24 protein-coding genes are annotated in these 24,423 nt (G+C 57.6%); 10 read left to right on the forward strand and 14 right to left on the reverse strand.

What is annotated here, in order from left to right; translation table 11 throughout:
- Positions 1-14 precede the first annotated feature (14 nt).
- The 4 genes from ACR0EN_RS19725 to ACR0EN_RS19740 all read right to left on the reverse strand — a co-directional run bounded on the left by ACR0EN_RS19725 (position 15) and on the right by ACR0EN_RS19740 (position 5,577).
- Positions 15-2,300 (reverse strand): glycosyl hydrolase family 28-related protein, encoded by a 2,286-nt coding sequence (locus ACR0EN_RS19725; protein WP_480588392.1) that lies wholly within the window; start codon positions 2,298-2,300, stop codon positions 15-17.
- Between the two features lie 136 nt (positions 2,301-2,436).
- Positions 2,437-2,838 (reverse strand): DUF4864 domain-containing protein, encoded by a 402-nt coding sequence (locus tag ACR0EN_RS19730; RefSeq protein WP_170818637.1) that lies wholly within the window; start codon positions 2,836-2,838, stop codon positions 2,437-2,439.
- A 48-nt stretch (positions 2,839-2,886) separates the two neighbouring features.
- Entirely contained in the window at positions 2,887-4,461 is a 1,575-nt protein-coding gene (locus tag ACR0EN_RS19735) for a lysine--tRNA ligase (RefSeq protein WP_480588395.1), read from the reverse strand.
- A gap of 237 nt (positions 4,462-4,698) precedes the next feature.
- Positions 4,699-5,577, reverse strand: coding sequence for a LysR substrate-binding domain-containing protein (locus ACR0EN_RS19740; RefSeq protein ID WP_170395949.1), 879 nt, complete (start codon positions 5,575-5,577; stop codon positions 4,699-4,701).
- Between the two features lie 118 nt (positions 5,578-5,695).
- On the opposite strand from ACR0EN_RS19740, the gene ACR0EN_RS19745 reads away from it, so the two are divergent.
- Positions 5,696-6,445 (forward strand): SDR family oxidoreductase, encoded by a 750-nt coding sequence (locus tag ACR0EN_RS19745; RefSeq protein WP_170395947.1) that lies wholly within the window; start codon positions 5,696-5,698, stop codon positions 6,443-6,445.
- Between the two features lie 93 nt (positions 6,446-6,538).
- Here the strand turns inward: ACR0EN_RS19745 and ACR0EN_RS19750 are convergent, their stop codons facing one another.
- Positions 6,539-8,113, reverse strand: coding sequence for an arylsulfatase (locus ACR0EN_RS19750; RefSeq protein ID WP_170395945.1), 1,575 nt, complete (start codon positions 8,111-8,113; stop codon positions 6,539-6,541).
- Between the two features lie 157 nt (positions 8,114-8,270).
- On the opposite strand from ACR0EN_RS19750, the gene ACR0EN_RS19755 reads away from it, so the two are divergent.
- Together ACR0EN_RS19755 and ACR0EN_RS19760 are read left to right on the forward strand one after the other, a co-directional pair.
- Positions 8,271-9,170, forward strand: coding sequence for a LysR family transcriptional regulator (locus ACR0EN_RS19755; protein ID WP_480588397.1), 900 nt, complete (start codon positions 8,271-8,273; stop codon positions 9,168-9,170).
- A gap of 325 nt (positions 9,171-9,495) precedes the next feature.
- Positions 9,496-9,918 carry a tellurite resistance TerB family protein gene (locus ACR0EN_RS19760; RefSeq protein WP_170395941.1) on the forward strand — a complete coding sequence of 141 codons (423 nt, stop codon included), beginning with the start codon at positions 9,496-9,498 and terminating at the stop codon, positions 9,916-9,918.
- Here the strand turns inward: ACR0EN_RS19760 and dacB are convergent.
- The 3 genes from dacB to ACR0EN_RS19775 form a co-directional block, all read right to left on the reverse strand.
- Positions 9,915-11,393 carry a D-alanyl-D-alanine carboxypeptidase/D-alanyl-D-alanine endopeptidase gene (gene dacB / locus ACR0EN_RS19765; RefSeq protein ID WP_480588399.1) on the reverse strand — a complete coding sequence of 493 codons (1,479 nt, stop codon included), beginning with the start codon at positions 11,391-11,393 and terminating at the stop codon, positions 9,915-9,917. The two genes, ACR0EN_RS19760 and dacB, sit on opposite strands and share 4 nt — an antisense overlap.
- A 67-nt stretch (positions 11,394-11,460) precedes the next feature.
- Positions 11,461-12,081 carry a nicotinate-nucleotide adenylyltransferase gene (locus ACR0EN_RS19770; RefSeq protein WP_170818633.1) on the reverse strand — a complete coding sequence of 207 codons (621 nt, stop codon included), beginning with the start codon at positions 12,079-12,081 and terminating at the stop codon, positions 11,461-11,463.
- 32 nt (positions 12,082-12,113) lie between these two features.
- Positions 12,114-12,584 (reverse strand): MOSC domain-containing protein, encoded by a 471-nt coding sequence (locus ACR0EN_RS19775; RefSeq protein WP_170818632.1) that lies wholly within the window; start codon positions 12,582-12,584, stop codon positions 12,114-12,116.
- A gap of 138 nt (positions 12,585-12,722) precedes the next feature.
- Between ACR0EN_RS19775 and ettA the strand changes: the two genes are divergently transcribed.
- Positions 12,723-14,390 carry an energy-dependent translational throttle protein EttA gene (gene ettA / locus ACR0EN_RS19780; protein WP_010442471.1) on the forward strand — a complete coding sequence of 556 codons (1,668 nt, stop codon included), beginning with the start codon at positions 12,723-12,725 and terminating at the stop codon, positions 14,388-14,390.
- A 172-nt stretch (positions 14,391-14,562) separates the two neighbouring features.
- Positions 14,563-15,129, forward strand: a complete 567-nt coding sequence (locus ACR0EN_RS19785) for a DUF4145 domain-containing protein (RefSeq protein ID WP_480588401.1) — start codon at positions 14,563-14,565, stop codon at positions 15,127-15,129.
- Between the two features lie 132 nt (positions 15,130-15,261).
- Here ACR0EN_RS19785 and ACR0EN_RS19790 read toward each other — a convergent pair whose 3' ends face one another.
- Positions 15,262-15,537 carry a transposase gene (locus ACR0EN_RS19790; RefSeq protein ID WP_480588403.1) on the reverse strand — a complete coding sequence of 92 codons (276 nt, stop codon included), beginning with the start codon at positions 15,535-15,537 and terminating at the stop codon, positions 15,262-15,264.
- Positions 15,538-15,597: 60 nt separating this feature from the next.
- Positions 15,598-16,125, reverse strand: a complete 528-nt coding sequence (locus ACR0EN_RS19795) for an REP-associated tyrosine transposase (protein WP_170818630.1) — start codon at positions 16,123-16,125, stop codon at positions 15,598-15,600.
- Positions 16,126-16,452: 327 nt separating this feature from the next.
- On the opposite strand from ACR0EN_RS19795, the gene ACR0EN_RS19800 reads away from it, so the two are divergent.
- Entirely contained in the window at positions 16,453-16,659 is a 207-nt protein-coding gene (locus ACR0EN_RS19800; RefSeq protein ID WP_010442474.1) for a cold-shock protein, read from the forward strand.
- Between the two features lie 167 nt (positions 16,660-16,826).
- On the forward strand, positions 16,827-17,381 hold the full coding sequence (locus ACR0EN_RS19805; RefSeq protein WP_170395928.1) for a L,D-transpeptidase: 555 nt from the start codon (positions 16,827-16,829) through the stop codon (positions 17,379-17,381).
- Here ACR0EN_RS19805 and ACR0EN_RS19810 read toward each other — a convergent pair.
- Entirely contained in the window at positions 17,378-17,992 is a 615-nt protein-coding gene (locus ACR0EN_RS19810) for an SOS response-associated peptidase (RefSeq protein ID WP_170423818.1), read from the reverse strand. The two genes, ACR0EN_RS19805 and ACR0EN_RS19810, sit on opposite strands and share 4 nt — an antisense overlap.
- A gap of 9 nt (positions 17,993-18,001) precedes the next feature.
- Positions 18,002-18,622, reverse strand: a complete 621-nt coding sequence (locus ACR0EN_RS19815; protein WP_170423816.1) for an arylesterase — start codon at positions 18,620-18,622, stop codon at positions 18,002-18,004.
- Between the two features lie 69 nt (positions 18,623-18,691).
- Here ACR0EN_RS19815 and ACR0EN_RS19820 point away from each other — a divergent pair, with 69 nt between their 5' ends.
- Both ACR0EN_RS19820 and ACR0EN_RS19825 read left to right on the forward strand, forming a co-directional pair.
- Positions 18,692-19,387, forward strand: a complete 696-nt coding sequence (locus ACR0EN_RS19820; protein WP_170395925.1) for an ATP-binding cassette domain-containing protein — start codon at positions 18,692-18,694, stop codon at positions 19,385-19,387.
- Complete coding sequence (locus ACR0EN_RS19825; protein WP_480588405.1) at positions 19,384-21,912, forward strand: ABC transporter permease; 2,529 nt, start codon at positions 19,384-19,386, stop codon at positions 21,910-21,912. The genes ACR0EN_RS19820 and ACR0EN_RS19825 overlap by 4 nt, the downstream gene beginning before the upstream one ends.
- A 2-nt stretch (positions 21,913-21,914) precedes the next feature.
- On the opposite strand, the gene ACR0EN_RS19830 is transcribed toward ACR0EN_RS19825, so the two are convergent.
- Complete coding sequence (locus ACR0EN_RS19830) at positions 21,915-22,361, reverse strand: RrF2 family transcriptional regulator (protein ID WP_170395922.1); 447 nt, start codon at positions 22,359-22,361, stop codon at positions 21,915-21,917.
- Between the two features lie 94 nt (positions 22,362-22,455).
- Here ACR0EN_RS19830 and ACR0EN_RS19835 point away from each other — a divergent pair, with 94 nt between their 5' ends.
- The gene (locus ACR0EN_RS19835; RefSeq protein ID WP_170514025.1) at positions 22,456-23,067 is read left to right on the forward strand and encodes a gamma-glutamylcyclotransferase family protein; all 612 of its coding nucleotides are present in this window, start codon (positions 22,456-22,458) and stop codon (positions 23,065-23,067) included.
- A gap of 15 nt (positions 23,068-23,082) precedes the next feature.
- On the opposite strand, the gene gltX is transcribed toward ACR0EN_RS19835, so the two are convergent.
- Positions 23,083-24,408, reverse strand: a complete 1,326-nt coding sequence (gene gltX / locus ACR0EN_RS19840) for a glutamate--tRNA ligase (RefSeq protein WP_480588407.1) — start codon at positions 24,406-24,408, stop codon at positions 23,083-23,085.
- Positions 24,409-24,423: the final 15 nt, after the last annotated feature.

Raw genomic sequence — 24,423 nt, forward strand, 5'->3', positions numbered from 1 at the left:
GCCCACCGCATCAATCAGGTATCAATCCGCAGAATGGTCGAAACCGCACCACGCAAGCCTTCGGACCAGCGCAGGCGGATATCGCTCTGGCCCGATCCCTGTCGCAACTCGACATATGGCGCGGTATAGCGCACCGCATTCAACGATGTCCTGAGGCTTCCCAGGGCAACAACCGCATCACACCCGCGCGCCCTGCCCCCGAACGGCAATTGGCCCTGCGAACTGACGGTCCAGGCTGATGACGGTGAGCTTTGCGTGTGCTGCAGCCGCAATGGATTGGCGCAAGGCCTATCGATGCCGTGAAACGTATTGTTCTCGAAACACACCCTCTTGTGCCTTTCCGGGTCGAGATCGGCAAAACTGGTATCGACCCGGTCCACTCGGTCGATCCGCACGTTGTTGACGCGGAACTTGTTGCCGGTGACGGTCAGCCCGTTCAAGAAATGCCCCGTGCCATGGGGGCGGATCACCAGATAGCTGAACCAGGGGGCAACATCGCTGGCATAAAAGATGTTATCCGTGATGCTCAGCGCGCTGAACGAGAAGCTGGTGAAATAATCCGGGTTGGCATCGTGCTCGTTGGTCCATTCGATAAAACAGTTATCGACATAGTTCTCGGCGATGGACGAACTGTTATAGCCGCCGATGATCACCAACCCAGCGTTGCGCACCCCGTTCGCGACGTTGTCGCCCTGGAAGAAGTGGTTGCCCAGCACCAGATTGTTGTCCCCACTTAGCACCGCGAAATGATGGAACCGCGTGGCCCGGTTGTGGCGCAGCTTGACGTCGTTGGCATTGGCGTTCAGCGCGATTGAGCTTCGGTCCGGCACGTCCAGACTTTCCTCGGTCGATAGGAACTGACAGCCATCGATCAGCATCCCCTGACATCCGCGCCCGATTGATGTGATACCCCGGTCCTTCGGGCGACTGATGAAACAGTCTTTCAGTACAAAAGTGTTCCCGCCCGGAGACAACCGGATCGCGCTGCACCGACCGTTACACTGGAACTCGATCCCTTCCATGTTGAACTTCTGCAGCGCACTGAAACCGCTGAAATCTAGCAGGTACTTGAACGATGTGAAGGTGAAGGTCTGCGTCCCTGCGGCATCATAAGTCGGCGCACTCAGCGTGATTTCACCGGTGCTTTCGTTTTTCGACCGCACATAAACCTCACGCCCGACCCCGCTGCCGGTGACCAGCGAACCCACCGGTATATTCGCCACATTGGCCACGTTGGTCAGCGTATCAGGATCAGACGGGCTGTAGGTCGCGATCGAGGTGAAGGTCTCGGTATCCCAGGTCGAGCTGCTTTTGACGTCAAACTGCCCGTTGCGCACCACGCGACGGGTGGCATAGCCTGTCCGGTTCGGCACTGCCGCCGCCATATCGATGGGTTCGGTCACCGCAATCTTGCGCCCGCCCAGATCCAGCGATTCATGGTCCGAGCTGTTCAGCAACGCCTGAAACGCTTTTTTAAACGCCAGCATTTCATCACCAAAGGCGGTGATATAGGTGGGCAGATCGAAATTCTTGGTCAGCAGCAACATCTTGTCGACCGGCATCGTGACGGTGCCGTCAAATGCGACCTCGGACGCCATGTTAGTGTTCTCTTCCAGCCGGAACTCACCTTGCGGAATATAAACCTTGCGCCCGTTCGCTGCCTGATCCGCCGCCTCAAACGCTGCCGAGTCATCGGTGACCCCGTCACCCACAGCGCCGAAATCGCGCACGTCGACCAGACCAATCAAATCGCGCAGGAAGACCGAGGTCACATCAGTGATCTCGATATCATCCACCCGCACCACCGCACCGTTGGTGCCTTCGATATCCAATCCAAAATGGCCATAAAGCACCGCATTGCCCCAGGGCATGTCCACGCCGGGCCGCAGGCCTGTGCCCACGATGGCCGTCACCTCATGCACAGTGCCATAGCCGGTCAGCTGCACCGCCGGACCCTGCTCGGCCAATCCGTCCACGTGCGCATCTCCGGCTCCACCGGCCCAGCCCGCGATCCGCACCTCGGGCAATGGCCCACTGATCGCCTTCACCCGCGCCTTGATCTGCAGATAGCAGCCCGGCAACAAAGGCGTCTGCCCCATATACCGCAGCCGCTGAGGCTCTGCCGTTTTGTAAATCTCCAGACAGCCTGCGAAATCCGCATCCGCCGGAACGAACACCCCCGTGCCCGACCCCTCATAGGTCGGAGAGCCCGGCGTGCCGTCGCCACTGGACCAGACCCCAAGACCAGCCGCATAGGCGGGCGGCATGAACACGATGCCGTCGGTGATTGCCTTGTTCATGTAAAATCCCTTTCCCAATCGCGCCAAGCACGCGCGCCAAAACCCGATACCGCCCGAGCCCTGAGCCCAAGCGCATGGGTCTGAGTATCGAAAAGGAATTAATCGCGGCTCTTACCACCGTGACGGTGGTGTTGCCTCAGGCCGCCGGGTCAGAATTGCCCAGCAACTGTACACCGTTGATCTTCCAGCCGTTTTCCTGCCGGATCATCTGGTAGTCCAGCAGATGCACCCGTCCGTCACCATCAGTGATCATGACCTTCTGCCACAGGGCTCCGCTAATCTCGCGCAACTCCAGAAACCTCACATCCGCAGGCCGCCAGACCATAGGATAGCCACGGCGCACCATGATCCCGAAATTCTCCGGATCGCCGAACAGCCGCTGGATATTGGGGCTGGCAAAGGTGAAGGCGGTGGCAAAGTCATCCGCCTTGAAGGCCTGAATCTGCGCCGAGATATTGGCCTCAATCTCGTCACTCTGAGCAAAAGCTCCGGATGCCAGTCCGGCAATCAGGGATACAGCAAGCAATAGTTGACGCATGGGGCCACCTCCTGATGCAAGGGTAGCCCCACACTGGATCAGGTCAAATCAGACCAATTCCCCGGCCAGCGCCTTGTCGATCAGAGCAATCGTCTCTGGCACGCCATAAAGCGCGATGAACCCACCAAACCGAGGCCCTTGCGACGCCCCCAACAGCACTTCGTAAAGTGCCGTGAACCAGCCGCGCATCGGATCAAACCGCTCGCGCCCTATGGAATACACCACCGATTGCAGCGCTTCATCTTCTATCGGCCCATCATAGGCTTCCAACGCCGCCTTCAATGCTTCCAGCGCCTCGCGTTCCTGATCCGTCGGCGCGCGGTGTTTGCGCGTCGGTTTGACGAAATCGTTGAAGTAACGCACCGCAAAGCCCGCCGCCTCATCCAGATCGGGATGGGTCTCGGCGGTCGCCTCAGGCGCATACCGGCGAATGAAGCCCCACAGCGCCTCTTTATCTTCGGCTCCCGAAACCGACGCTAGGTTAAGAAGCATCGCAAAGGGCACCATCAGCGTGGATTCAGGTACATTCCCACCGTGGATATGCCACACCGGATTGTTCAGCTGCGCCTTCAGGTCCTGCCCCGGATAGGCCCGCAACTGCTGATGATACTCATCATACGCCTTCGGGATCACATCGAAATGCATCCGCTTTGCCGTTTTGGGCTTCTGGTACATGAAATAGGCCAGCGACTCGGTCGGCGCATAGGTCAGCCATTCATCAATCGAGACACCATTGCCCGAAGATTTCGAGATCTTCTGCCCGTTCTCATCGAGGAACAGCTCGTACGAGAAATGCTCAGGCGCACGACCACCCAAGGCCCGGCAGATCGCGTCATAGATCTTTTCGTTGGTGGCATGTTCCTTGCCATACATCTCGAAATCAACGCCTAACGCGGCCCAGCGCGCGCCGAAATCTGGCTTCCACTGCAGCTTGACGTTTCCACCGGTCACGGGCAGCGTCCATTCCTTGCCATCCTCATCGTCGAAAGTGACAGTGTAGGTCTCGGCGCAAACCTTCTTCATCGGCACATACAGAACCCGCCCGGTCTCGGGATGGATCGGCAGGAAGATCGAGTAGGTCTGCTGACGTTCTTCCCGCAGGCTTTTCAGCATGATGGCCATCACGTCGTCATACTTGTCAACGGCGCGCTTCAGGATCTCGTCGAACTGGCCCGAGCGGTAAAACTCGCGCGCCGAATAGAACTCATACTCGAACCCGAAAGTATCGAGGAACCGGCGCAGCATCGCATTGTTATGCTCACCAAAGCTGTCATATTCACCAAACGGGTCCGGCACCGAGGTCAGCGGACATTGCAGATAATCCTGCAGCGCCTCGGGGTTCGGCACATTGCTGGGCACTTTCCGCATCCCATCCAGATCGTCCGAGAAACAGATCAGCTTGGTCGGGATATCCGACAGCGCCTCAAACGCGCGCTTGACCATCGTGGTCCGCGCCACCTCACCAAAGGTCCCGATATGCGGCAGACCCGAGGGGCCATAACCCGTCTCAAACAGCACATATCCCTTCTCCGGAGCGCCCTGCTTATACCGTTTGAGCAACCGCCGCGCCTCTTCAAACGGCCACGCCTTGGACGTCATCGCGGTTTCACGCAGGTCAGACATTTGGATACTCCATCGGGAAACGTGCCAGACACCCCATGCGCCCGGACCGGCCCCTGTTATTGTGCAGGTGCAGTATGAGTCAATAAAGGGTGGTGATTTTCATGCCTCTATGCGCATGAACGGCGTGCAATCCATATCTGGTCTTGGTTACAAGTGTCCGCAGCACGGGGCATTGCGGCATTCTGAAAAACGTAGTCTGTTGATCGCTCTCGCGGATTTGCAGGCAAGGCAAAAAGATTAAATCGACATAAGCCATTTCCTGAAAATTCTCACGGTGACCCGTTCCTGATCGCCGGGGCGGCAGACGAAGTAGAGCCCCCGATCCAATGGAACCCGGCTTTCATCGAGGCGGATCAAGCGACCAAGTTCCAAATCCCTCTCCGCCAAGAGATGTCTTGCCAACGCTACACCTTGCCCGTCAATCGCAGCCTCCAACAGAACCGCGCTGTCCACGTACTTGATGCTCTGCGAATTGATCCGGTCAGCGCCCAGCCCGACCTGCGCAGCCCAGCTTTCCCACCCGACGTTGTAGGCATCATGCAAGAGTGGAAGATCAGCCACATTCTCGGCGGGCATCGGCAGTCGGGCTTTACCAACAAGGGATGGCGCTGCTACAACAATCAGGTCCTCTTGTCTTATCTGCTCATGATAGAGCCCGTCCCAACCGGGTTCCCCGAACCGCAGGGCGACATCGACCTCAGACGCATCAAAATCCGCAAATCGATCATTTGTGTCCAGCAGCAACGCGATACCCGGATGTTCTTGCTGAAATGAACTGAGCAACGGGACAAGCCATTTAAGCGCCAGCGATGTTGACAACGACACCGTAATCGACTGGCGGTGATGCAGCCGCTTCACCTCCATCACGCCCAGTTGCAACGCCGAAAATGCCCCGCGCGTCGATTGATGCAGAAGCTCCCCGGCACTGGTCAGTTCAACCCCATTTGGGCGGCGATGAAAAAGCGTTACGCCAAGATGCAGTTCCAGCAGCTTAATTTGCCGACTGATCGCCCCGTGGGTGACGTTCAGAACATCTGCTGCCTTGGACAGGCTGGAGTGGGTTGCGGTTTCATCAAAGGCCTGAAGGGCACGTAGATGTCTAAGGTTCTCCGGCATGTGAGAAAACCTAACAGCATTGTCCCAAAAACTCGATAGGTCTGCTTTGTTCCCGGCAGTTACACTGACCACAGATCAATAAACCTCACACACTGTGCGCCCAAAGAAAGGACACACCATGCCCGATACCAAAGTTGCTTTGATGACAGGTACAGGACAGGGAATTGGCCGGGGTTGCGCCATTGAAATGGCGAAAGCCGGCTATAAGGTTTCGCTTATGTCTCCTTCCAACCGCTCGGTTGAATTGGCGGAGGAACTTGAGGGCATTGGCCGTCGCGGCTCTGTATTAGATGTCGATGATTTGCAAGCGATGGTCGACGACACCATGAGCAAATATGGACGGATTGATGCAATCGTCAGTAATATGGGTCACGGTGGAACGGTGCCTGAAGCCATCAAAACCGTCGGTTTCGATCCTGACTTTGACGGACCGCTTTTGGAACTCAGCGACGAGTTATGGCACGAAAGTCTGGACATGTATGTGCTAAATGTCGTCAAGATCGCCCGTATCGTCACGCCCATTCTGATCGAACAAGGCGGTGGTGCATTCGTTAATATCTCATCCATGAACACAATCGAGCCACGTGCGCCCTATCCCATGAGCATGCTGCGTGGAGCATTGCATAGTTTCTCAAAGCTTTACGGGGACCGATATGCACGGCACAATATTCGCATGAACAACCTGCTGCCGGGGTTCTGCGAGAACGTGAACCTGTCCGAACAAGCTCGCCGGGAAATCCCCGCTCAGCGGCCCGCAACGTTCGAAGAAATTGGGCAGGCTTGCGTGTTTCTCGCCAGCGATGCAGCCCGGTATATCAACGGTCAGAGTATACTGTCCGACGGCGGGATGAACAGGGCAGTGCGATAGCAAAGAGGCGGTGAAGCGTGATTTTCGCGGCCCTCGATGAAATCCTTGACACAGATCGGGAGGCAACAGGTGATGCCCCCCGAGGTTTGATTTCTACTGCGACATCCCACCTTCGGTCGATATCTGCTCTTCGACATGGCCCTGGTTGGTTATGTCCGACCCCCGCGGAGGATAGTCCTTGAAGGTAGACAGGTGGTTTTGGACGATTTTGGCAGCAGGGCCAAAGGCCCACATTTTGTTGCCCATCCAACGGGTATACATCCCCGATTCCTCAGCTGCCTTTTCATAGGGATCGCGGCGCAGGTTGAACAGCAGGGGCGCGTTCAGTTCCTCTTTTGGACCTGCCCATCCTTCGGTTTGTATCGTGAAATGTGCTTTCCAATCACCATGGCGTACAGCTTGCAGGTCCGGACCTTCGTAGTAGATAATCTCGTCCCGGTTGCTCTCACCCTCGCCAGTCAGGAAAGGCAGTTGGTTGTAACCATCCAGATGCACCTGATAGCCCTCATAGCCCTTCAGTAGTGATCCAGGCAGATCGTCAGGTCCTCCGGCGGCGGCGACGAGGGTAGGCATCCAATCAAGACCGGCAAAAATACCGTTGCTTACGGTCCCGGCGGAAACTCTTCCGGGCCAGCGAATGATAGCAGGAACGCGGAAGCCGCCTTCCCATGTCGTACCTTTTTCGCCTCGGAACGGTGTTGTTCCACCATCAGGCCAAGTCATGGTTTCGGGGCCGTTATCCGAGGTGAAGACTACAATAGTGTTGTCCGAGATGCCAAGTTCGTCCAGACGGGCCATGACCTTGCCCACGTTGTCGTCAAGCTCTTTCATTACTACATCCTGCAAACCGCGCCCGTCGCCCAGCATTGCCTCGTATTCGGGGCTCAGATGTGTCCAGACATGCGCTCGGGCCGGGGCCATCCAGACAAAGAAGGGCGTGTCGCTATCGACCGCGCGGTTGATGAAGTCCAGAGTATGGGCCGTCACCTCATCGTCGAGCGTTTTTTGCCGTTCGGGCGGAGCTGGGCCATCGTCTATTATACGCTGCTTTCCAACCAGCCCCCAGCGTGGATCTACGGTTTCATCAATTGTATCAGTGGCATAGGCGTGGATGATGTTCCGTGGGCCAAATGTGTCGTTGAATTTCTGATCTTTGGGCCAATCGGGGTCAGAGGTGTATTCCATCGCATTCAGGTGGTAGAGCCAGCCCCAATATTCATCGAAACCTTTCACAGTTGGCAGAAACTTGTTCATATCGCCCAAGTGATTTTTGCCGAATTGCCCGGTGGTGTAGCCTAGAGATTTAAGGATGTTGGCCAGAGTAGGGTCTTTTTCATTCAGACCTTTTTCCGGATCTCCGGGCAGCCCGACTGTGTGCATCCCCGTCCGAACTGGCAATTGTCCGGTGATAAAGGCAGATCGCCCTGCGGTGCAGCTTGGCTGTGCATAGTAGTCCGTAAGGCGCATACCATCCGCAGCAAGCTGGTCAAGGTTGGGGGTTTTGATACTTTTCACACCCTGATGATAGCTGCCCAGACTGGCCCAGCCGACATCGTCGGCCATGATGACAAGGATATTGGGCTGGTCGGTTTCGGCCAAAACTGGCAGGGCACAGACCGAAGCTGTAGCCAGCGTGGCGGAAACCACAATAGATCGAAAAATGAACATTTTTACCTCTGCGAACGTAGAAGACGATACCGGTGAAGGGAATATCGAAAGTCCGATCAGGGATAGCGGTCGAAACTTTCGCGTCGCAACAGAGCTTTACCGGAATTTCATATTGTGAAATCTAAAGAGCAAAACCTGAAATGTGTTTGACGGCATGATGAACGAAAACTCTTTGACCGCTTTTCTTACATTGGCTGAAATCGGCAGTTTCCAAAATGCTGCCCGTGCGATGGGTGTGTCCAACGCATCATTGTCCCGCTATGTCGGGCAGGCCGAGGACTATACGGGGCTTGTTTTGTTTCATCGAAGCCGAAACAACAGCACTCTGACACGCGCAGGGCAGGAGTTCTTGCCAATCGCCCAGGCGCTGCGCGAAGACCTGAACCAGTATGCAACGCGCGTGGCCGCTTTGCGCGAAACCGGGCCGGGCACTTTGCTGATCGGTTGCGGGCCTCTGACCACGAGAACCCTGATCCTGCCCGCCCTGCGATCAGTGCGGCAAGTGATGCCTGATCTTCGCTTCCGAATTCTGGTAAGCGCCTACGCACGACCGCTTGATTTGTTGCAGACGGGAAAGTTCGACATGTTCCTCGGTGACCTGACCTACACACCCGAAGCTGACAACGTCGAGATTATGGTGATGGAGAAACAACAAATCCAGTTTGTGGCACATCGCGACCATAAGATTCATCAGCGTGGCCCGCAAACGATGGCAGGCATATTCGATTTTCCCTTCGCATCTCCGCATCTCCACAAACACTGGAAAGCCGCTTTGACAAAAGCACTTGGTGGCGGTGCTGAAGCCGTCGAAAAGGTGAATGCACAGCCGCATATCGAATGCGACGACTACAACCTCCTGACCGGATTGTTGGCAGAACCGGACTACATCGTGGGAGGGATGGCGGACACATTTGCGGATCTGATCCATGCAAAGACGGTGAAACCCGTGTCTATGGCACAGAACCTTACGTGGAACATCTGCGCAGCGCGTAAGTCACAGAACACTTCGGATGCTGTAGAATTATTCTGGAGTGAGCTTGCTAAATTTCGGGCATGACCGGCGTTGCAAGGCATAGAAAGACGCCCAACTGAAACGCATCTTAGCTAGTGCCTGGTCGTTTCCGTATGGCCAATTAACTTGGCGAAGTTCTGCTTTAGAATGCTGGCGGTGAAAATCCGAAATGCTTGGTTCGCGACGCGCAGCACATGCAAAGAATAGAAGCCTGGTCGACGGCAGGTATAAGCTCTCAACGGGCGTTTACATCACAGCCGAAATCACCCACCCTCATCGATCGTATTCATTGCACCCCAAAACTACCAGTTGAACCTCCTTGCACCCGCTCCTATCGTGCGGCAACAAACGTTTCATTCAGGACGACACCATGACCGAGCAAACACCACATCCGATGTCCCCGCAGGATTGCCTTGTGGCGATCATGGTGGCGATTTCCGCCTCGGACGAGAACATCCGAACTGCAGAGCTGGTCAAGATTGAAGGCGCGGTCAACATGCTGCCGGTGTTTGCAGGCTACGACATCGACCGAACCCGCCGCGTCTCGCAGATCGTGTTTGATTTGTTTGAGCAGGTTGACGGGCTGGATGCCCTGTTCGGACTGATCCGTGACAACCTGCCCGAACGCCTGAACGAAACCGCCTACGCGCTGGCCTGTGATGTCGCCGCCGCTGACGGCACTCTGGCCGAAACCGAACTGCGTCTGCTGGAAGAAATCCGGTACGAGCTCAGCATCGACCGCCTGCACGCTGCCGCTATCGAACGCGGGGCACGGGCGCGGCATACAACCTAGCTACCGTAGAGCGCACCCCAACGCTCAATCAGATTGCGTTGCAATTTGCGAGACCGCCGGTTCCAAGCCCGCGCGCCGTCCGGGCGCTCGCGCGACGCGCGCGGGATCGTGGCACGGTGCGCGGTATCGGCGGTGAAGATCGCAAAGGCCAGATCCACCCCATCTGCCGTTGTCATGTAACCGCCAAGACCCGAGACGAAGTTCAAAGTACCCGTCTTTGCGTCGACCTTGATCGGATGATCCTTGACCGGCTGCCCATTTTTGTCGGCCAGCGTAAAGGACCGAAGCAAAGGCCGCAGCTCCTCTGATTGCCCCGCCGCCACCAGCGTATTGACCAGACCGAAGGGGGCCATACGTGAGGAACCGCTAAGTCCGGAATGATCGACCATCGCGATCCCATCTGCGCCAAAACGCTCTGCCGCCCATAGGTTCATTTCTGCAGCTGACTCCTCAAGGCTCTGCGGCGCAACCCCGCGCGCCTTGGTGGCCGCCAAACCCACCATTTCGGCGGTTATATTGGTCGAATATCTCAGCATCCCCTTCAGGATGCTTTCCAACGGATCGCTCTGATGCACCACCAGTTCGGTCCCTTGCGGTGCTTGCCGCGTCAGCTGTACCCGGCCCAGTACAATCCCGTTCACGCGTGCCAGCGTGCGGAACACATCTCCGGCATAAAGCGCAGGCTTGCGTACCGGCAGCCAGCGTGCCCCGCCATTGCCTAGCGCGCCTTTGGCCACGGTCCAGCGATCCTGCCGCGCGCTTGGCTGATAGGTGTAGATCGGCAGGCTGCGGTTCTCGACCCGCATTGATGCCATATCTACCGAAGGCGTATAATTCGCGCTGCGCGCATCCATGGTTACTCCATAGCCGGTGCCCTCGCGTTTCCACTCGAAATGCACACGGTTGAAATTCAGGGAAATCCCGCTGATCGACGGGCTATAGCCCAGATGATCCGGCTGCCCCGGATCAATGCTGAAGACGTAGGGCAGCGCACCATCAAAGACTTTGAACGCGCCCTTTACCTCGGTGATCCCGGCCTTGCGCAGATTGGCTGCCATTGTGGCCAGCGCGTCTGTATCCAGCAGCGGATCACCGCCACCCGCAAGGATCAGGTCGCCTTTCAGAATACCATTTTCCACCGGTCCATCCGCGATCAAGCGCGTTTCGAACCGATACTCCGGACCCAGCACATCCAGCGCATAAAGCGCGGTCAGCGCCTTGGCGACGCTGGCTGGTGGTAGGCTTTGGCCCTCGCCGAACACCTCCAGCGGCGTTCCGGTTTCCACGTCGGCCACGGCGAAAACAACCTCGCCCTTCAGCCCCGCTGCCTGAACCAGTCGCTCGGCCCCGCTGGGCTGCGGGCCACGCAGCACAGGGCGCAGAGACACCGAAGGCGCCTCGGCCAGACCTGCGCCCGGAACCAGAGACGCCCCTAATCCACCCAGAAACAAACGACGCGAAATTCGATCGACCATGGGTCTATTAGAATCCCAGAGCTCAAATGCAGACAATCACTTGATTAAGATTATGCGCCAAGTGGAGTCATTCGGGCAACACCCCATCGCTCCAATTCCCGCGATTGCGCAACTCGGTCGAACTGACGTCAACCATCGGCACGTTCACAAAACACCACGCCGGAGCATCCGCCCGCCCCAGCAAATGCCGCGCCTGCCCGTCGATACGGTACTTGGCATAAAGCCGAGCCGCCGGAGACATCCGCGCCGAGATCCGATCCCCCGGCCGCGCCACAACGCCCACAGGCACGCTGTCCATGATCTGCCGCCAGTCCTTCCAGCGGTGAAACTGCGCCAGATTGTCCGCGCCCATCAGCCAAACGAACCGAACCTGAGGATAAAGCCGCCGCAACGCCGACAGCGTATCCGCCGTCGCCCGCGTGCCCGTCAGCGCCTCGATATCCGTGACCTCAACGCGCGGATGCTGCATCACGTCCCGCGCCGCCTCAACCCGCCGCGCCAGAGGCGCAGGCGCCCGCTCCTTAAGAGGGTTCCCCGGAGACACCAGCCACCACACCCGATCCAGCCCGAACGCCTTCATCGCTTCGCGCGTCACATGCACATGACCTTGATGCGGAGGATCAAATGACCCTCCGAACAACCCCACGACCTGCCCGGCCCCCGCATATGGAATGGTACTGCGTTCCATCCTCTGCTGATGTTCAGAACTGAGAGGTGTTGTCAATCAATCGGCTGCACCACATCGCCAAGCCTGACTTGCCCCGACTGCACTACTTCGGCACACCAACCCCCATGCCCCCGCACAGCAGAATAGCCGCCTTTGCCCAACGCCTCCTCCATCCGACTGCATGGAGCGCAGATCACGGTAAAGCGTAAAATGGCCTCCCCCACCTGCACCTCCCGCCCCTTTAGCGCCGCCAGATTGATCCCCGAAACCACCAGATTGCGCCGCAGGATCTCAGGCATAACCGATCCTTGCCCCAGATAAGAGCCAATCGCCGCCAGATGTTCCTGCTGGATCAAAGTCACCGCCCGCTTGCCCGCCCGGCTGCGGTCGCCGTCGAGCCCATCGGCTGAGACCCAAACCTCGTTGCGCCCATCCAATTCCGCTCTGCGGCCGGGACGTAAACCGATCCATGTCACCCGGCCCGGTTGCGCCCAACCGGCAATCAGTTCCGCAAGTTCTGCCAAAAACCCACCACTCCTTGTCGTGTTGGTTCTACCGGATCAAACGACCACAGAAAATTCACAATACCACCAGCTTGCCCCGCCCGCTCGCCTCGGATATCCAGCGTTCCAACTTGATTTCCCCGACCCAGAGGACGCGACATGGCCGCCTATCAATATGTCTACCACATGCAGGGTGTCTCCAAGACCTATCCCGGTGGCAAAAAGTGCTTTGAAAACATCCACCTGAGCTTCCTGCCCGGCGTGAAAATCGGTGTCGTCGGCGTCAACGGCGCGGGTAAATCGACGCTGATGAAGATCATGGCGGGCCTCGACACCGATTTCACCGGTGAGGCATGGGCGGCCGAAGGCGCCAAGGTCGGCTATCTGCCGCAGGAACCTCAGCTGGATGAATCGCTGACCGTCCGCGAGAACGTCATGCTGGGCGTGGCCGCGAAAAAGGCCAAGGTCGACCGGTTCAACGAGATTGCCATGGAGATCGCCGAGAACTACTCGGACGAGTTGATGGAGGAAATGACTACCCTGCAGGACGCGATCGACGCGGAAAACCTGTGGGACCTCGACAGTCAGATCGATGTCTCGATGGAGGCGCTGCGCTGCCCGCCGGACGATGCCAACATTGCCAACCTCTCGGGCGGTGAGAAACGCCGCGTGGCGCTGTGCAAGCTTCTGCTGGAAGCGCCCGACATGCTGTTGCTCGATGAACCGACCAACCACCTGGACGCCGAGACCATCGCCTGGCTGCAACAGCACCTGATCGACTACAAGGGCACTATCCTGATCGTCACCCACGACCGCTATTTTCTGGATGACATCACCGGCTGGATTCTGGAACTCGACCGTGGCCGCGGCATTCCTTACGAGGGCAACTACTCCGCATGGCTCGAACAAAAAGCCAAACGGCTGGAGCAGGAAGCCCGTGAGGACAAGTCCAAGCAGAAGACCCTGCAGCGCGAGCTGGAATGGATGCGTCAGGGCCAAAAGGCCCGTCAGGCCAAATCCAAGGCCCGGATCAACGCCTATAACGAACTGGCCGAGCAGTCCGAACGCGAAAAGCTGACCCGCGCCCAGATCGTCATTCCCAACGGCCAGCGCCTTGGCGGCAAGGTGATCGAGGTCGAGGGCCTGTCGAAACATATGGGCGACAAGCAACTGATCGAAGGGCTGGACTTTGCCCTGCCCCCCGGCGGCATCGTTGGCGTCATCGGCCCCAACGGTGCAGGTAAATCGACCCTGTTCAAGATGCTCACCGGTCAGGAACAGCCCGACAGCGGCACCATCACGCTGGGCGACACGGTCGAGCTGTCCTATGTCGACCAGTCCCGCGACGACCTGAAAGACAACGACACCGTGTGGGAGGCGATCACCGGCGGTGCCGAGATCATCCAACTGGGTGACGCGCAGGTCAATTCCCGTGCCTATTGCTCGTCCTTCAACTTCAAGGGCGGCGACCAGCAGAAGAAGGTCTCGCTGCTATCGGGTGGTGAGCGCAACCGCGTCCACATGGCCCGCCTGCTGAAAGAGGGCGGCAACGTCCTGCTGCTCGACGAACCCACCAACGATCTGGACGTCGAAACCCTGCGCGCGCTGGAAGACGCGCTGGTCGATTTCGCCGGCTGCGCCGTCGTCATCTCCCACGACCGCTTCTTCCTCGACCGGATCTGCACGCATATTCTGGCCTTTGAGGGCGACGCGCATGTGGAGTGGTTTGAGGGCAACTTCGAGGATTACGAAGAAGACAAAAAGCGCCGTCTGGGACCGGATGCGCTGGAGCCCAAACGGTTGAAGCATAAGAAGTTTGCGCGGTGAGGCTATGAACTGGAATTGCCCATACTGTGGCCGGGACCAAACAATTACTCACAGCAAATTTTACAGTAGTGAGTTTCCGATCCAAATTCGCGAGACTCGCGATGACGTAATTGCACTTCGTGCAACGGTAATTTGCTGTGCGAACAGTGAATGCCTAGGATATCAGCTAGATGTGTCGTTGATTACTGGGCGTTACAACGATAACACCGGAAATTTCTATGTTCATCAGCCCGAAACAATCCGTAAATTCAGACTTCTTCCTGAGAGCTTTGCGAAGACCCTTCCTGACTACATTCCGCTGGCATTGAGGGAAGATTACTTGGAGGCTTGCAGGGTACGAGATTTAAGCCCCAAATCTGCGGCAACTCTAGCGCGACGATGCCTGCAAGGTATGATTCGTGACTTCTGCGGCATTTCTCAGCCAACATTGTTTAAAGAAATTGTGGCTCTAAAGGACCTAGCGGACAACCACAACGCGCCAAAAGGTGTATCAATCGACAGCATTGAAGCAATTGATCATATTAGACAAATTGGGAACATCGGCGCTCATATGGAAAGAGACATCAGTGTAATCGTCGATGTTGACCCTGAAGAAGCGCAAGTTCTCATTGAGTTGCTCGAAACACTGTTCGAAGAATGGTATGTGGAACGCCACAAACGCGAAGAGCGCTTTGCTCGCGTTAAAAAAATTGCAGGGGAAAAAGCTGCATTGAAGAAAACACAACAAGCGAAAACGTAGCAAGCAAGCGTAGGGTGGGGTTTCACCCCATCACTCACTCAACGACCCTACCCGAACACCCGCACGATCTGTTCCCGCGCACAAAACCACTTGCAAACTCCAACCTCTCAAATGATGGGGTGAAACCCCATCCTACGGCTCTCCGAACGGTCCCTCGGTGACCACACCGCACCACTCCGGATCAACCCGACCCGCACGAATATCGCGATGGATTGACGAATACGGCCAATCGGTCGGGCGATCGACCAACCCGTGCTTCACCGGATTCCGCCAACAATACGCCATATGATTGCGGTAATCCTGTTCGTCCCGAATGGTGTGCTCCCAAAAACGGCGCTGCCAAACAGGCGCTTCGCGTCTGTCGGCCCGTAGGCCGGGCTTCAGCAAGCGTAGGATGGGTGCTCGCACCCATCACTCCTCAATTCTCCAATATCCCACCACATAAATTGATGGGTGAAATCACCCATCCTACGGCTCCCCAAACGTCCCTTCGATGACGCCACCACTCCATTCCGGATCAACCTGACCTGTGCGTATATCACGATGGATCGACGAATACGGCCAATCCGTTGGATGCTCCACCAACCCATGTTTGACCGGATTGCCCCAACAATATGCCGTATGATTGCGGTAATCTCGTTCGTCGCGGATACAATGCTCCCAAAACCTGCGTTGCCAAATCCCGCGTTCCTGTTTGACAACCTTGGACTCGCTTCGCGGACCGAATTCTCCGACGGCACGCACAAATCGGCTTTTGATTAACCGCCACCGCGTCGAATAATCCGCATCCCCCGGCGGCAAGGTCCAAACCGCGTGCAAATGATCCGGCAACACAACAAACGCATCGCACCAGAACGGACGCTCCCTCTGGGTCACTGCAAAGGCGGCCCGCAAATGCGCCACCTCTCGCACTAATAAATCCGACGACCGGTCGGCCAAAGACACGGTGAAAAAATACTTGGCTCCGGGAATGCGGACGCGTCGATAATCGCTCATGCTGTAACTTGATCATGACGAGGGTTAACGGATTCTGAATGCCACTCCGACGCGCCAGATAAATAACCGGACCTTATCAGAGCTCTGCCAACCAATAACCAAAACCATCGGCGGATTCTTGTACAAGTCGGACGATTGCCCCTCAAACCCCTGTACAAACCGTACAATCCGCCCTTGCCACACCGCCTGACCGATGCCATATCCAAGAGGCTTACGTTTTTCTATTTCGACCTACTGTCTCCTTCTACGGCGCTCAGTCTATCGATACAGACAACGACGCCGGGCTGCCGCATCCACGTGGGCAGCACTAAACAGGAGACAACGGATATGCCCGCAGGCACCGTAAAATGGTTCAACACCACCAAAGGCTACGGCTTTATCGCACCTGAAGATGGCGGCAAAGACATCTTCGTACACATCTCGGCTGTCGAGCGTTCGGGCCTCACCGGTCTGGCCGACAACCAGAAGGTCACGTACGAGCTGCGCGCTGGTCGTGACGGCCGCGAAAGCGCCGACAATATCGAACTGGCCTAAGCCATTCAAAGGGCGGGATTTTTCCCGCCCTCTCCGCTATGCCCGCGCCCCGTGTGTGGCATAGGGAATACATCACAATCGGGTTATTCCTCCCCGGTGATTGACCAAATCCGCTATCATTTCGAAACTAGCGTTATGATTTCTTTGGTCATTTGAGGGATGTCACCATGTTCACACGCCGCGTATTTCTGGCCGGTACTGCCGTCAGCCTGCTTCCGGGCGTTGTCAGCGCCAAGAAAGCGGTCGAATATGATCCCACGCCACAATTCGTGCGGGTCAAAAAGCAATTCCTACCCGGTCAGCTGCTGGTCGTTCCCCGTTCCTTCTACCTTTACTATATAACCGAACCCCGCAAAGCGATCCGTTATGGCTGCGGCGTCGGCAAGGCCGGACTGGAGTTCACAGGAACCGCAACTATCGACGTCAAGAAGGAATGGCCCACCTGGCGACCGACCGATGAGATGATCGAACGCGACCCGGTGGCCTATGGTCGGTTTAAGGACAACGACTATGTCCAACCGGGAGGGAGCGATAATCCACTGGGCGCGCGCGCTTTGTATCTGTTCCAAAACGGAGTCGACACCTATTTCCGCATCCATGGCACCACACAACCGCAAACCATCGGTCGCGCGGCCTCGAACGGCTGCATACGGATGCTGAATGAGCATGTAATCGATCTGTACAACCGGGTGCCGATTGGAACCGTGGTGACCGTGGTCTAAGCCGCCGACCAATCCACATCGTCGGCTTGTTCAATCCTCAGGCGACCTTCTGGCCATGGGCGCATCAGCTTCTGCGCCTCTTCTTCGGATCCATGTAACCAGCAATCCACATCCTGCGACCCCAGCAACACACCCATACGGTGGTGGATCGGCTTTACATCGGCATTTGGCTCGCAGGTGACTGCGGCGACCTGATCCACACGCTGCCCACCAGGGGCCTCCCAACAATCCGTAATTGCAGCAAATAATAGCGGAATGCCATCCTTCGCTGCGATACGCCATGCAGTTTTGCGCCGTTTCTCTCCGGTCCACTCGTACCAGCCATCAACTGGTATAACTGCGCGCCCAACACCTTCGAATGCGCTTTTGTCAAAAACCGTTTCAGAGCGAGCGTTGATAATGGTCTCCATCACCGGACGTCCGCGCGCATTGACCCTGCCGACCGGGATCATCCCCCAACGCATCATCTTCAAGCCTTCACCGGTCAATACCGTCACCTCCTGACCCGGTTGAATGTTCCTGCGCGGGGGTTGAGGCCCTACGTTATCTTTCACGTTCAGGAACTTAGCAATCTCGCCAATTGGTCGTGTGAGAAAAAACCGGCCTGGCATAGGACCCTCCTAATCGGCAGCGCGCTCCGCTAAAGCCAGTACAAAAGGTCCTAGCGCGTCAACGATCAGCGCAACGCCTTGGGCATTTGGATGGATGCCATCAGATTGCATGAACTGGCGCGCGACTGCAGGATCGCCCTCGGTCGTGAGCCCGTCAAAGAAGCTTTCCGCATAGATCGCGCCATACTGCTGCGCCAGTTCCGGATACATGGCATCGAAACTTTGCTTGTAATCCGTCCCATAGTTCCCGGGGGCTTGCATGCCGATCAGCAGAACTTCGACATTCGCAGCTTCAGCGGTGTTCAGGATTGCCTCAAGATTGGCGCGCGACACATCCGGATCGATACCGCGTAACAGATCATTGCCGCCGAGGGCTACAATCATGCCATCGACCTCTGGCGTCAGAGTCCAATCAACGCGGGAGGCTCCTCCTGCGGTCGTATCCCCGGAAACACCAGCGTTGATAAGCTGAATATCCGCCCCTTCCTCCTGCAACCAGCGTTGCAGTTGGGGCACAAACCCGTCTTGTTGCGGAAGTCCATATCCTTGTGTCAGGGAATCTCCGAGCGCCGCAATCACCACCGGCTCAGCCGTCGCGGCAAATCCGCAACAGATGAACACGCCTGACATCAAACCCTTGCGCAGCTTCTGTATCGCGCCATATCCCAATGGACTGTACCCCTCTTGATGGCCTGATCGATGACGACACCCGTTCTCACCCTCCAAGATGCCGCATTATCGCTGGATGGCAATGCCGGAAGAGTGGATATCCTGCACGACATCACTTTGACTGTGAGCAAGGGTGAAACTCTGGGGCTTATCGGTCCCTCTGGTTCCGGAAAGTCTTCGCTACTGATGCTGATGGGCGGCTTAGAACAGGCAACTGGTGGACGCGTTACCGCATTGGGCCAAGATTTGACGAAAATGAGCGAGGATGCGCTGGCACGGTTCAGAAGAGATGCCATGGGCGTAGTGTTTCAGAATTTCCACTTGATTCCGACGATGACCGCGCTTGAGAACGTGGCGACCCCGTTAGAACTCGCGGGACACAAAGATGCATTCCAGCGCGCCGCGGCCGAGTTGGAGGCCGTGGGCCTTTCACATCGTATCGATCACTACCCGGCGCAGTTGTCAGGCGGCGAGCAACAGCGTGTGGCGCTGGCCCGCGCTTCGGCCCCGCGCCCGCATATATTACTGGCAGATGAACCAACGGGAAATCTGGATGAAACCAACGGTTCAGCAATCATTGATCTGTTATTCGGACTGCGGGACCGTCACGGGGCAACTCTGGTACTGGTCACGCACAGCCATACGCTGGCTCAGAAATGCGACCGCGTTGTGCGCTTGCGCGATGGGCGTATCGCCGAGGAATCCCAGCGTGAGGCCGCCGAATGAGCCTGCGTCTGGCCGGTCGCCTGGCCCGGCGCGAACTGCACGGTGGGTTGCGCGGGTTTCGGGTGTTTCTGGCCTGCCTGGCTTTGGGTGTTGCAGCAATTGCTGCGGTTGGCATGGTGCGCCAAGCCATTCAGACCGGATTGCAACAAGAGGGCGCGTCGCTCTTAGGCGGCGATGCCCAGCTGGAGTTCACCTATCGCTTTGCAAACGATGAGGAACGTGACTGGATGGCGGACACCGCGCAAGCAGTGTCGGAGGTCGTCGATTTCAGGTCCATGGCCGTCACGGGTGATGGCGCAGGCGCGCAACGGGCGTTAACTCAGGTGAAGGCCGTGGACGGGGCCTATCCGCTGTTGGGATCGGTGGCTCTGGAACCCGCAGTTTCTTTGCCCGAGGCCTTGGCGGGCGCCAATGGTCTGCCCGGCGCCGTGATGGCTCCGTCCCTGATTGACCGCCTGAACCTTGCGATTGGGGACCAATTTGATCTCGGCACGCAGAGGTTCGTTTTGATGGCCTCGCTGGAACACGAACCGGATGGTGCGGCAGATGGGTTCTCGCTGGGACCGCGCACGTTGGTTCGAACCGAGGATTTGCAATCATCGGGCCTGCTGGCTCCGGGTACTTTGTTTTCCACCAAATACAGGATGAACTTGCCGCAAACCGCCGAGTTGGAGGCGCTGTCGCAGCAGGCCAGGCAGGCCTTCGAGGGAACCGGCATGCGCTGGACTGATGCCCGCAATGGTGCGCCGGGGATATCCGAGTTTGTAGGGCGCCTCAGCGCGTTTCTGGTGCTGGTTGGTCTATCCGGATTGGCGGTTGGGGGGATCGGCGTATCGGCTGCCGTGCGCGCTTACCTGTCCCAGAAAACGGAAACCATTGCGACATTGCGGACTTTGGGCGCTGATCGGGCCACAATCTTTCAGACATACATGATCCAGATCGCCGTTCTTTCAGGCGTTGGTATCGTCATGGGTTTGACCCTGGGCGCGGCGCTTCCAATGTTGCTGGCACCGGTTATCGAAACCCAACTGCCGATCCCTGCTGTATTCTCGCTATATCCGCAGCCCCTGTTCGAGGCCGCACTTTATGGTGTGCTAACCGCGTTCCTGTTTACGCTTTGGCCTCTGGCCAGAACCGAGGAGGTGCGTGCGGCAACATTGTTCCGGGATGCGCTGACTTCGGCAAGCAGCTTCCCGCGCTTGATCTATGTAATTGCGACTGCAATTGGCCTGGCCGTACTGATCGGAGCCGCCGCTTGGTTCAGCGGTTCAACCCGGTTGACCCTCTGGACAAGCGCAGGTCTGGCGGGGGCGCTCACTTTGCTGACCCTTTCTGCCATTGCCATTCGCAAATTGGCCCGCGCGGGCGCTCCTTGGGCCAGAGGGCGTCCAGCCCTGCGGTGGGCGTTGTCCGCAATCTCTGACCCACGCGAAGGCGCAGCATCGGTGGTCCTGTCCCTTGGGCTCGGCCTTTCGGTCCTTGCGGCGGTGGGGCAGATCGACGGCACGCTACGCAATGCGATTTCGGGCAACTTGCCCGAGGTCGCACCCTCGTATTTCTTCGTCGATATCCAGAAGGATCAGATGCCCGGGTTCAGCGAACGTCTCGACACCGACCCTGCCGTCAGTCGGGTAGAAAGCGCTCCGATGCTGCGTGGGATCATTACCAAAATCAATGGCCGACCCGCGCGCGAGATTGCAGGCGATCACTGGGTTCTGGACGGCGACCGAGGCGTAACCTACTCTGCCCGCCCCCCACGGAATGCCCGCGTGACTGACGGGGTTTGGTGGCCAGAGGACTACAGCGGCCCAGCGCAAGTCAGCTTTGCCGCAGAAGAGGCTGACGAGATGGGCCTGAAACTGGGCGATGAGTTGACCGTTAATATCCTGGGCCGCGATATCACAGCTGAACTCACATCGCTGCGCGAAGTTGATTTCTCCACTGCAGGAATGGGTTTTGTCATGTCGATGAACCCCTCTGCCTTGGCTGGTGCCCCGCATAGCTTCATCGCTACCGTCTATGCCGAAGAACAGGCCGAGGCCGCCATTCTGCGTGATTTGGCCAGTCAATTCCCCAACATCACGGCAGTCCGGGTCAGAGACGCCATCGACCGGGTATCAGGCCTGCTGGCAGGGCTTGCAGCAGCCACGTCATATGGCGCAGGGGTTTCTCTGTTGACCGGGTTTTTAGTGTTGATCGGTGCGGCGGCAGCGGGCGAACCGGCACGTAGGTACGAGGCAGCGATCCTCAAGACTCTGGGTGCCAACCGTGGGCGCATATTGCGCAGCTTTGCCCTGCGGGCAATCCTTTTGGGAGCAGCCGCAGGTTGCGTTGCTTTGCTGACCGGAATTCTGGGCGGTTGGGCCGTGGCTACTTATTTATTCGACACAGAGTTCGCGGTCATCTGGCCATCCGCGCTTGGGATCGTCATCGCCGGTGTTGGCGTTACCTTAGGCGCGGGGATGGTCTTTGCCCTGCGCCCGCTTTCAGTACGCCCTGCGCGTATACTGCGCGCCAGCGACTGAGTTCAGCGCATACAAGCGACAGGCTGCAATATTTTCAGCAATTGGTCATTGTCGCACACCAACGCATCGAGCGTGATTTCGTCCAGCGACGCATAAAACACCTCAGCCGCATCCTGCAGCGCCAACCGGAGGCGGCAGGCATCGGTCAGTGGGCAGGTGTTGTCAGCATCCGCAAAACACTCGGCAATCGGCAACCCGCCTTCGACATGGCGAAACACGGACCCGACCCGGATCTGATCCGCCGGGCGCGCCAGGGTCATGCCGCCATTGCGGCCGCGTTGTGTGCTGAGATAGTCTAGCTGGCTCAGTTGGTTGATCACCTGCGCCAGATGGTTTTCTGAAATATTACAGACATCGGCGATCTCGGCCTTCGTGACCAGCCGTTCCTGATGTGCGGCGCAATACATCAAAACACGCACCGCGATATTCGTCCGTTTGGTAATCCGCATTAGGGCCTCCCGAATCTCAAGGTGAAGCTTTATTGCATGTCTCGTAAAAAGACTGTTTGACATACATCAATCGTCAAAGAAGGACGCGACCCGCATGGCAGACCCTTATTTCTTCGGCTATGGCAGCCTCGTGAACCTGTCGACGCATGATTTCCCCGACCCGCGCCCAGCGCGACTGAAAGGTTGGCGACGCGCATGGCGGCACACGGATCTGCGCCCGGTGGCGTTTTTGACCGCTGTGCCGGATGCTGATTCCGAGATCGATGGTATGATCGCCCATGTTCCTAAAAACGACTGGGCCGCGTTGGATGAAAGAGAATGGGCCTATGACCGCGTTCCAGCCACACGGTCGGTCACGCACACTCTGACGCAAGAGGTGGAAATCGCTGTCTACGCAGTCCCGCATGATCGACACACCGCGCCCAGCAATCACCATCCCCTATTGCTCAGCTATATTGATGTTGTCGTGCAAGGGTATCTGCGGGCTTTTGGACCAGAGGGCGCCGATCGCTTCTTTGCAACAACCGATGGTTGGGATGCTCCGATTTTGAACGACCGCGCCGAGCCCCGTTATCCCCGTCACCAACAATTGAAGCAGGCCGAGACCGAATTCGTGGATGACCGCCTGCAACGCGTTTCGGCGCAAGTTTTGCGACCCGGAGAACAAAGAAAGGCAGGTGATTTACCTGCCTCCTTCGTATTCTAAGCACTGACCCTGAAGTCAGCCGCGAGCGCGGATCACCTGCAACAGCGGCAGCAAGGTCGCCATTTCGGGCCCGCGCTCCATCCCCGTTAGCGCTTTGCGCAGCGGCATGAACAGGCCTTTGCCCTTGCGGCCTGTGGCCTCTTTCACGGCCTTGGTCCATGTGCCCCAAGTTTCCCCATCGAATGGGCCTTCGGGCAGCAATGAGACAGCCTGAGCGATGAACTCACGGTCCTCGTCAGCGATCAGGGGTTCGGCCCCATCACGACACAATTCCCACCATCCCTCGAGATCGCTCAGCGTCGTGATGTTTTCGCGCGCCATGGTCCAGAAAGGCTCGGCCAGTTCAGCAGGTACACCTGCTTTAGCAACGGCATCGGCCACATCGGCCAGCGGTAGCGATTGCAGGTGCTTCGCGGTCAGCGGGAACAGGTCCTGCACGTCGAACTTGGTTGGGGCCGCACCGAAGCGTGTAACATCAAAGCCGTCGATCAACTCTGACATATCCGAGCGCAACTCAACCGGATCTGACGACCCCAGACGCGCCATCAGGCTCAGTAAGGCCATTGACTGCACACCCTGCTCTCGCAGATCGCGCAAGGCCAGAGTGCCCAAGCGTTTCGACAACGCCTCTCCCTGCGGGCCAGTCAGCAACGAGTGGTGCGCAAAACGCGGACAGGTCCCGCCCAAGGCCTCGATGATCTGAATCTGCGTTGCGGTGTTGGTGACATGGTCCGAGCCGCGCACGACATCGGTTACGCCCATCTCGGTGTCATCGACCACAGAGGCAATCGTATAGAGAACCTGACCATCGCCCCGGATCAGCACCGGGTCGGATACTGAAGCTGCATCGATCGAGATGTCGCCCAAAATGCCATCGTTCCATTCGATACGCTCGTGGTTCAGTTTGAACCGCCAGACGCCATTGCCACGCTCAACGCGCAGGGCTTCTTTCTCGGCATCGCTGAGGTTCAGCGCTGCACGGTCATAGACCGGCGGCTTGCCCATGTTCAGTTGCTTCTTGCGCTTGAGGTCGAGCTCGGTGGGCGTCTCGAACGCCTCGTAGAACCGGCCCATCTCGCGCAGCTTGTCGGCGGCCTCGGCGTAGCGGTCCAGACGCTCCGACTGTCGCTCAACCCGGTCCCAATGCAGGCCCAACCACTCCAGATCCTGCTTGATCGCGTCGACATATTCTTCCTTAGACCGCTCGGGATCGGTGTCATCAATGCGCAGAATGAACGTACCGCCAGCCTTGCGGGCGATCAGATAGTTCATCAGGGCGGTGCGCAGGTTGCCCACATGGATGTAACCGGTGGGCGACGGGGCAAAACGGGTCGTGGTCATGGAAGTCTCCTGTTG

It is taken from the genome of Ruegeria sp. AB7, assembly GCF_056542625.1.

Excerpts from the sequence above, each read along its gene's own strand:
- ACR0EN_RS19795 (WP_170818630.1), bottom strand. The coding sequence starts at position 16,125 with ATGAGCGATTATCGACGCGTCCGCATTCCCGGAGCCAAGTATTTTTTC.
- ACR0EN_RS19760 (WP_170395941.1), top strand. The coding sequence starts at position 9,496 with ATGACCGAGCAAACACCACATCCGATGTCCCCGCAGGATTGCCTTGTG.
- gltX (WP_480588407.1), bottom strand. The coding sequence starts at position 24,408 with ATGACCACGACCCGTTTTGCCCCGTCGCCCACCGGTTACATCCATGTG.
- ACR0EN_RS19835 (WP_170514025.1), top strand. The coding sequence starts at position 22,456 with ATGGCAGACCCTTATTTCTTCGGCTATGGCAGCCTCGTGAACCTGTCG.
- ACR0EN_RS19810 (WP_170423818.1), bottom strand. The coding sequence starts at position 17,992 with ATGCCAGGCCGGTTTTTTCTCACACGACCAATTGGCGAGATTGCTAAG.
- ACR0EN_RS19725 (WP_480588392.1), bottom strand. The coding sequence starts at position 2,300 with ATGAACAAGGCAATCACCGACGGCATCGTGTTCATGCCGCCCGCCTAT.
- ettA (WP_010442471.1), top strand. The coding sequence starts at position 12,723 with ATGGCCGCCTATCAATATGTCTACCACATGCAGGGTGTCTCCAAGACC.
- dacB (WP_480588399.1), bottom strand. The coding sequence starts at position 11,393 with ATGGTCGATCGAATTTCGCGTCGTTTGTTTCTGGGTGGATTAGGGGCG.
- ACR0EN_RS19730 (WP_170818637.1), bottom strand. The coding sequence starts at position 2,838 with ATGCGTCAACTATTGCTTGCTGTATCCCTGATTGCCGGACTGGCATCC.
- ACR0EN_RS19770 (WP_170818633.1), bottom strand. The coding sequence starts at position 12,081 with ATGGAACGCAGTACCATTCCATATGCGGGGGCCGGGCAGGTCGTGGGG.
- ACR0EN_RS19750 (WP_170395945.1), bottom strand. The coding sequence starts at position 8,113 with ATGTTCATTTTTCGATCTATTGTGGTTTCCGCCACGCTGGCTACAGCT.
- ACR0EN_RS19820 (WP_170395925.1), top strand. The coding sequence starts at position 18,692 with ATGACGACACCCGTTCTCACCCTCCAAGATGCCGCATTATCGCTGGAT.
- ACR0EN_RS19745 (WP_170395947.1), top strand. The coding sequence starts at position 5,696 with ATGCCCGATACCAAAGTTGCTTTGATGACAGGTACAGGACAGGGAATT.
- ACR0EN_RS19755 (WP_480588397.1), top strand. The coding sequence starts at position 8,271 with ATGAACGAAAACTCTTTGACCGCTTTTCTTACATTGGCTGAAATCGGC.
- ACR0EN_RS19815 (WP_170423816.1), bottom strand. The coding sequence starts at position 18,622 with ATGTCAGGCGTGTTCATCTGTTGCGGATTTGCCGCGACGGCTGAGCCG.
- ACR0EN_RS19740 (WP_170395949.1), bottom strand. The coding sequence starts at position 5,577 with ATGCCGGAGAACCTTAGACATCTACGTGCCCTTCAGGCCTTTGATGAA.
- ACR0EN_RS19800 (WP_010442474.1), top strand. The coding sequence starts at position 16,453 with ATGCCCGCAGGCACCGTAAAATGGTTCAACACCACCAAAGGCTACGGC.
- ACR0EN_RS19825 (WP_480588405.1), top strand. The coding sequence starts at position 19,384 with ATGAGCCTGCGTCTGGCCGGTCGCCTGGCCCGGCGCGAACTGCACGGT.
- ACR0EN_RS19735 (WP_480588395.1), bottom strand. The coding sequence starts at position 4,461 with ATGTCTGACCTGCGTGAAACCGCGATGACGTCCAAGGCGTGGCCGTTT.
- ACR0EN_RS19805 (WP_170395928.1), top strand. The coding sequence starts at position 16,827 with ATGTTCACACGCCGCGTATTTCTGGCCGGTACTGCCGTCAGCCTGCTT.
- ACR0EN_RS19830 (WP_170395922.1), bottom strand. The coding sequence starts at position 22,361 with ATGCGGATTACCAAACGGACGAATATCGCGGTGCGTGTTTTGATGTAT.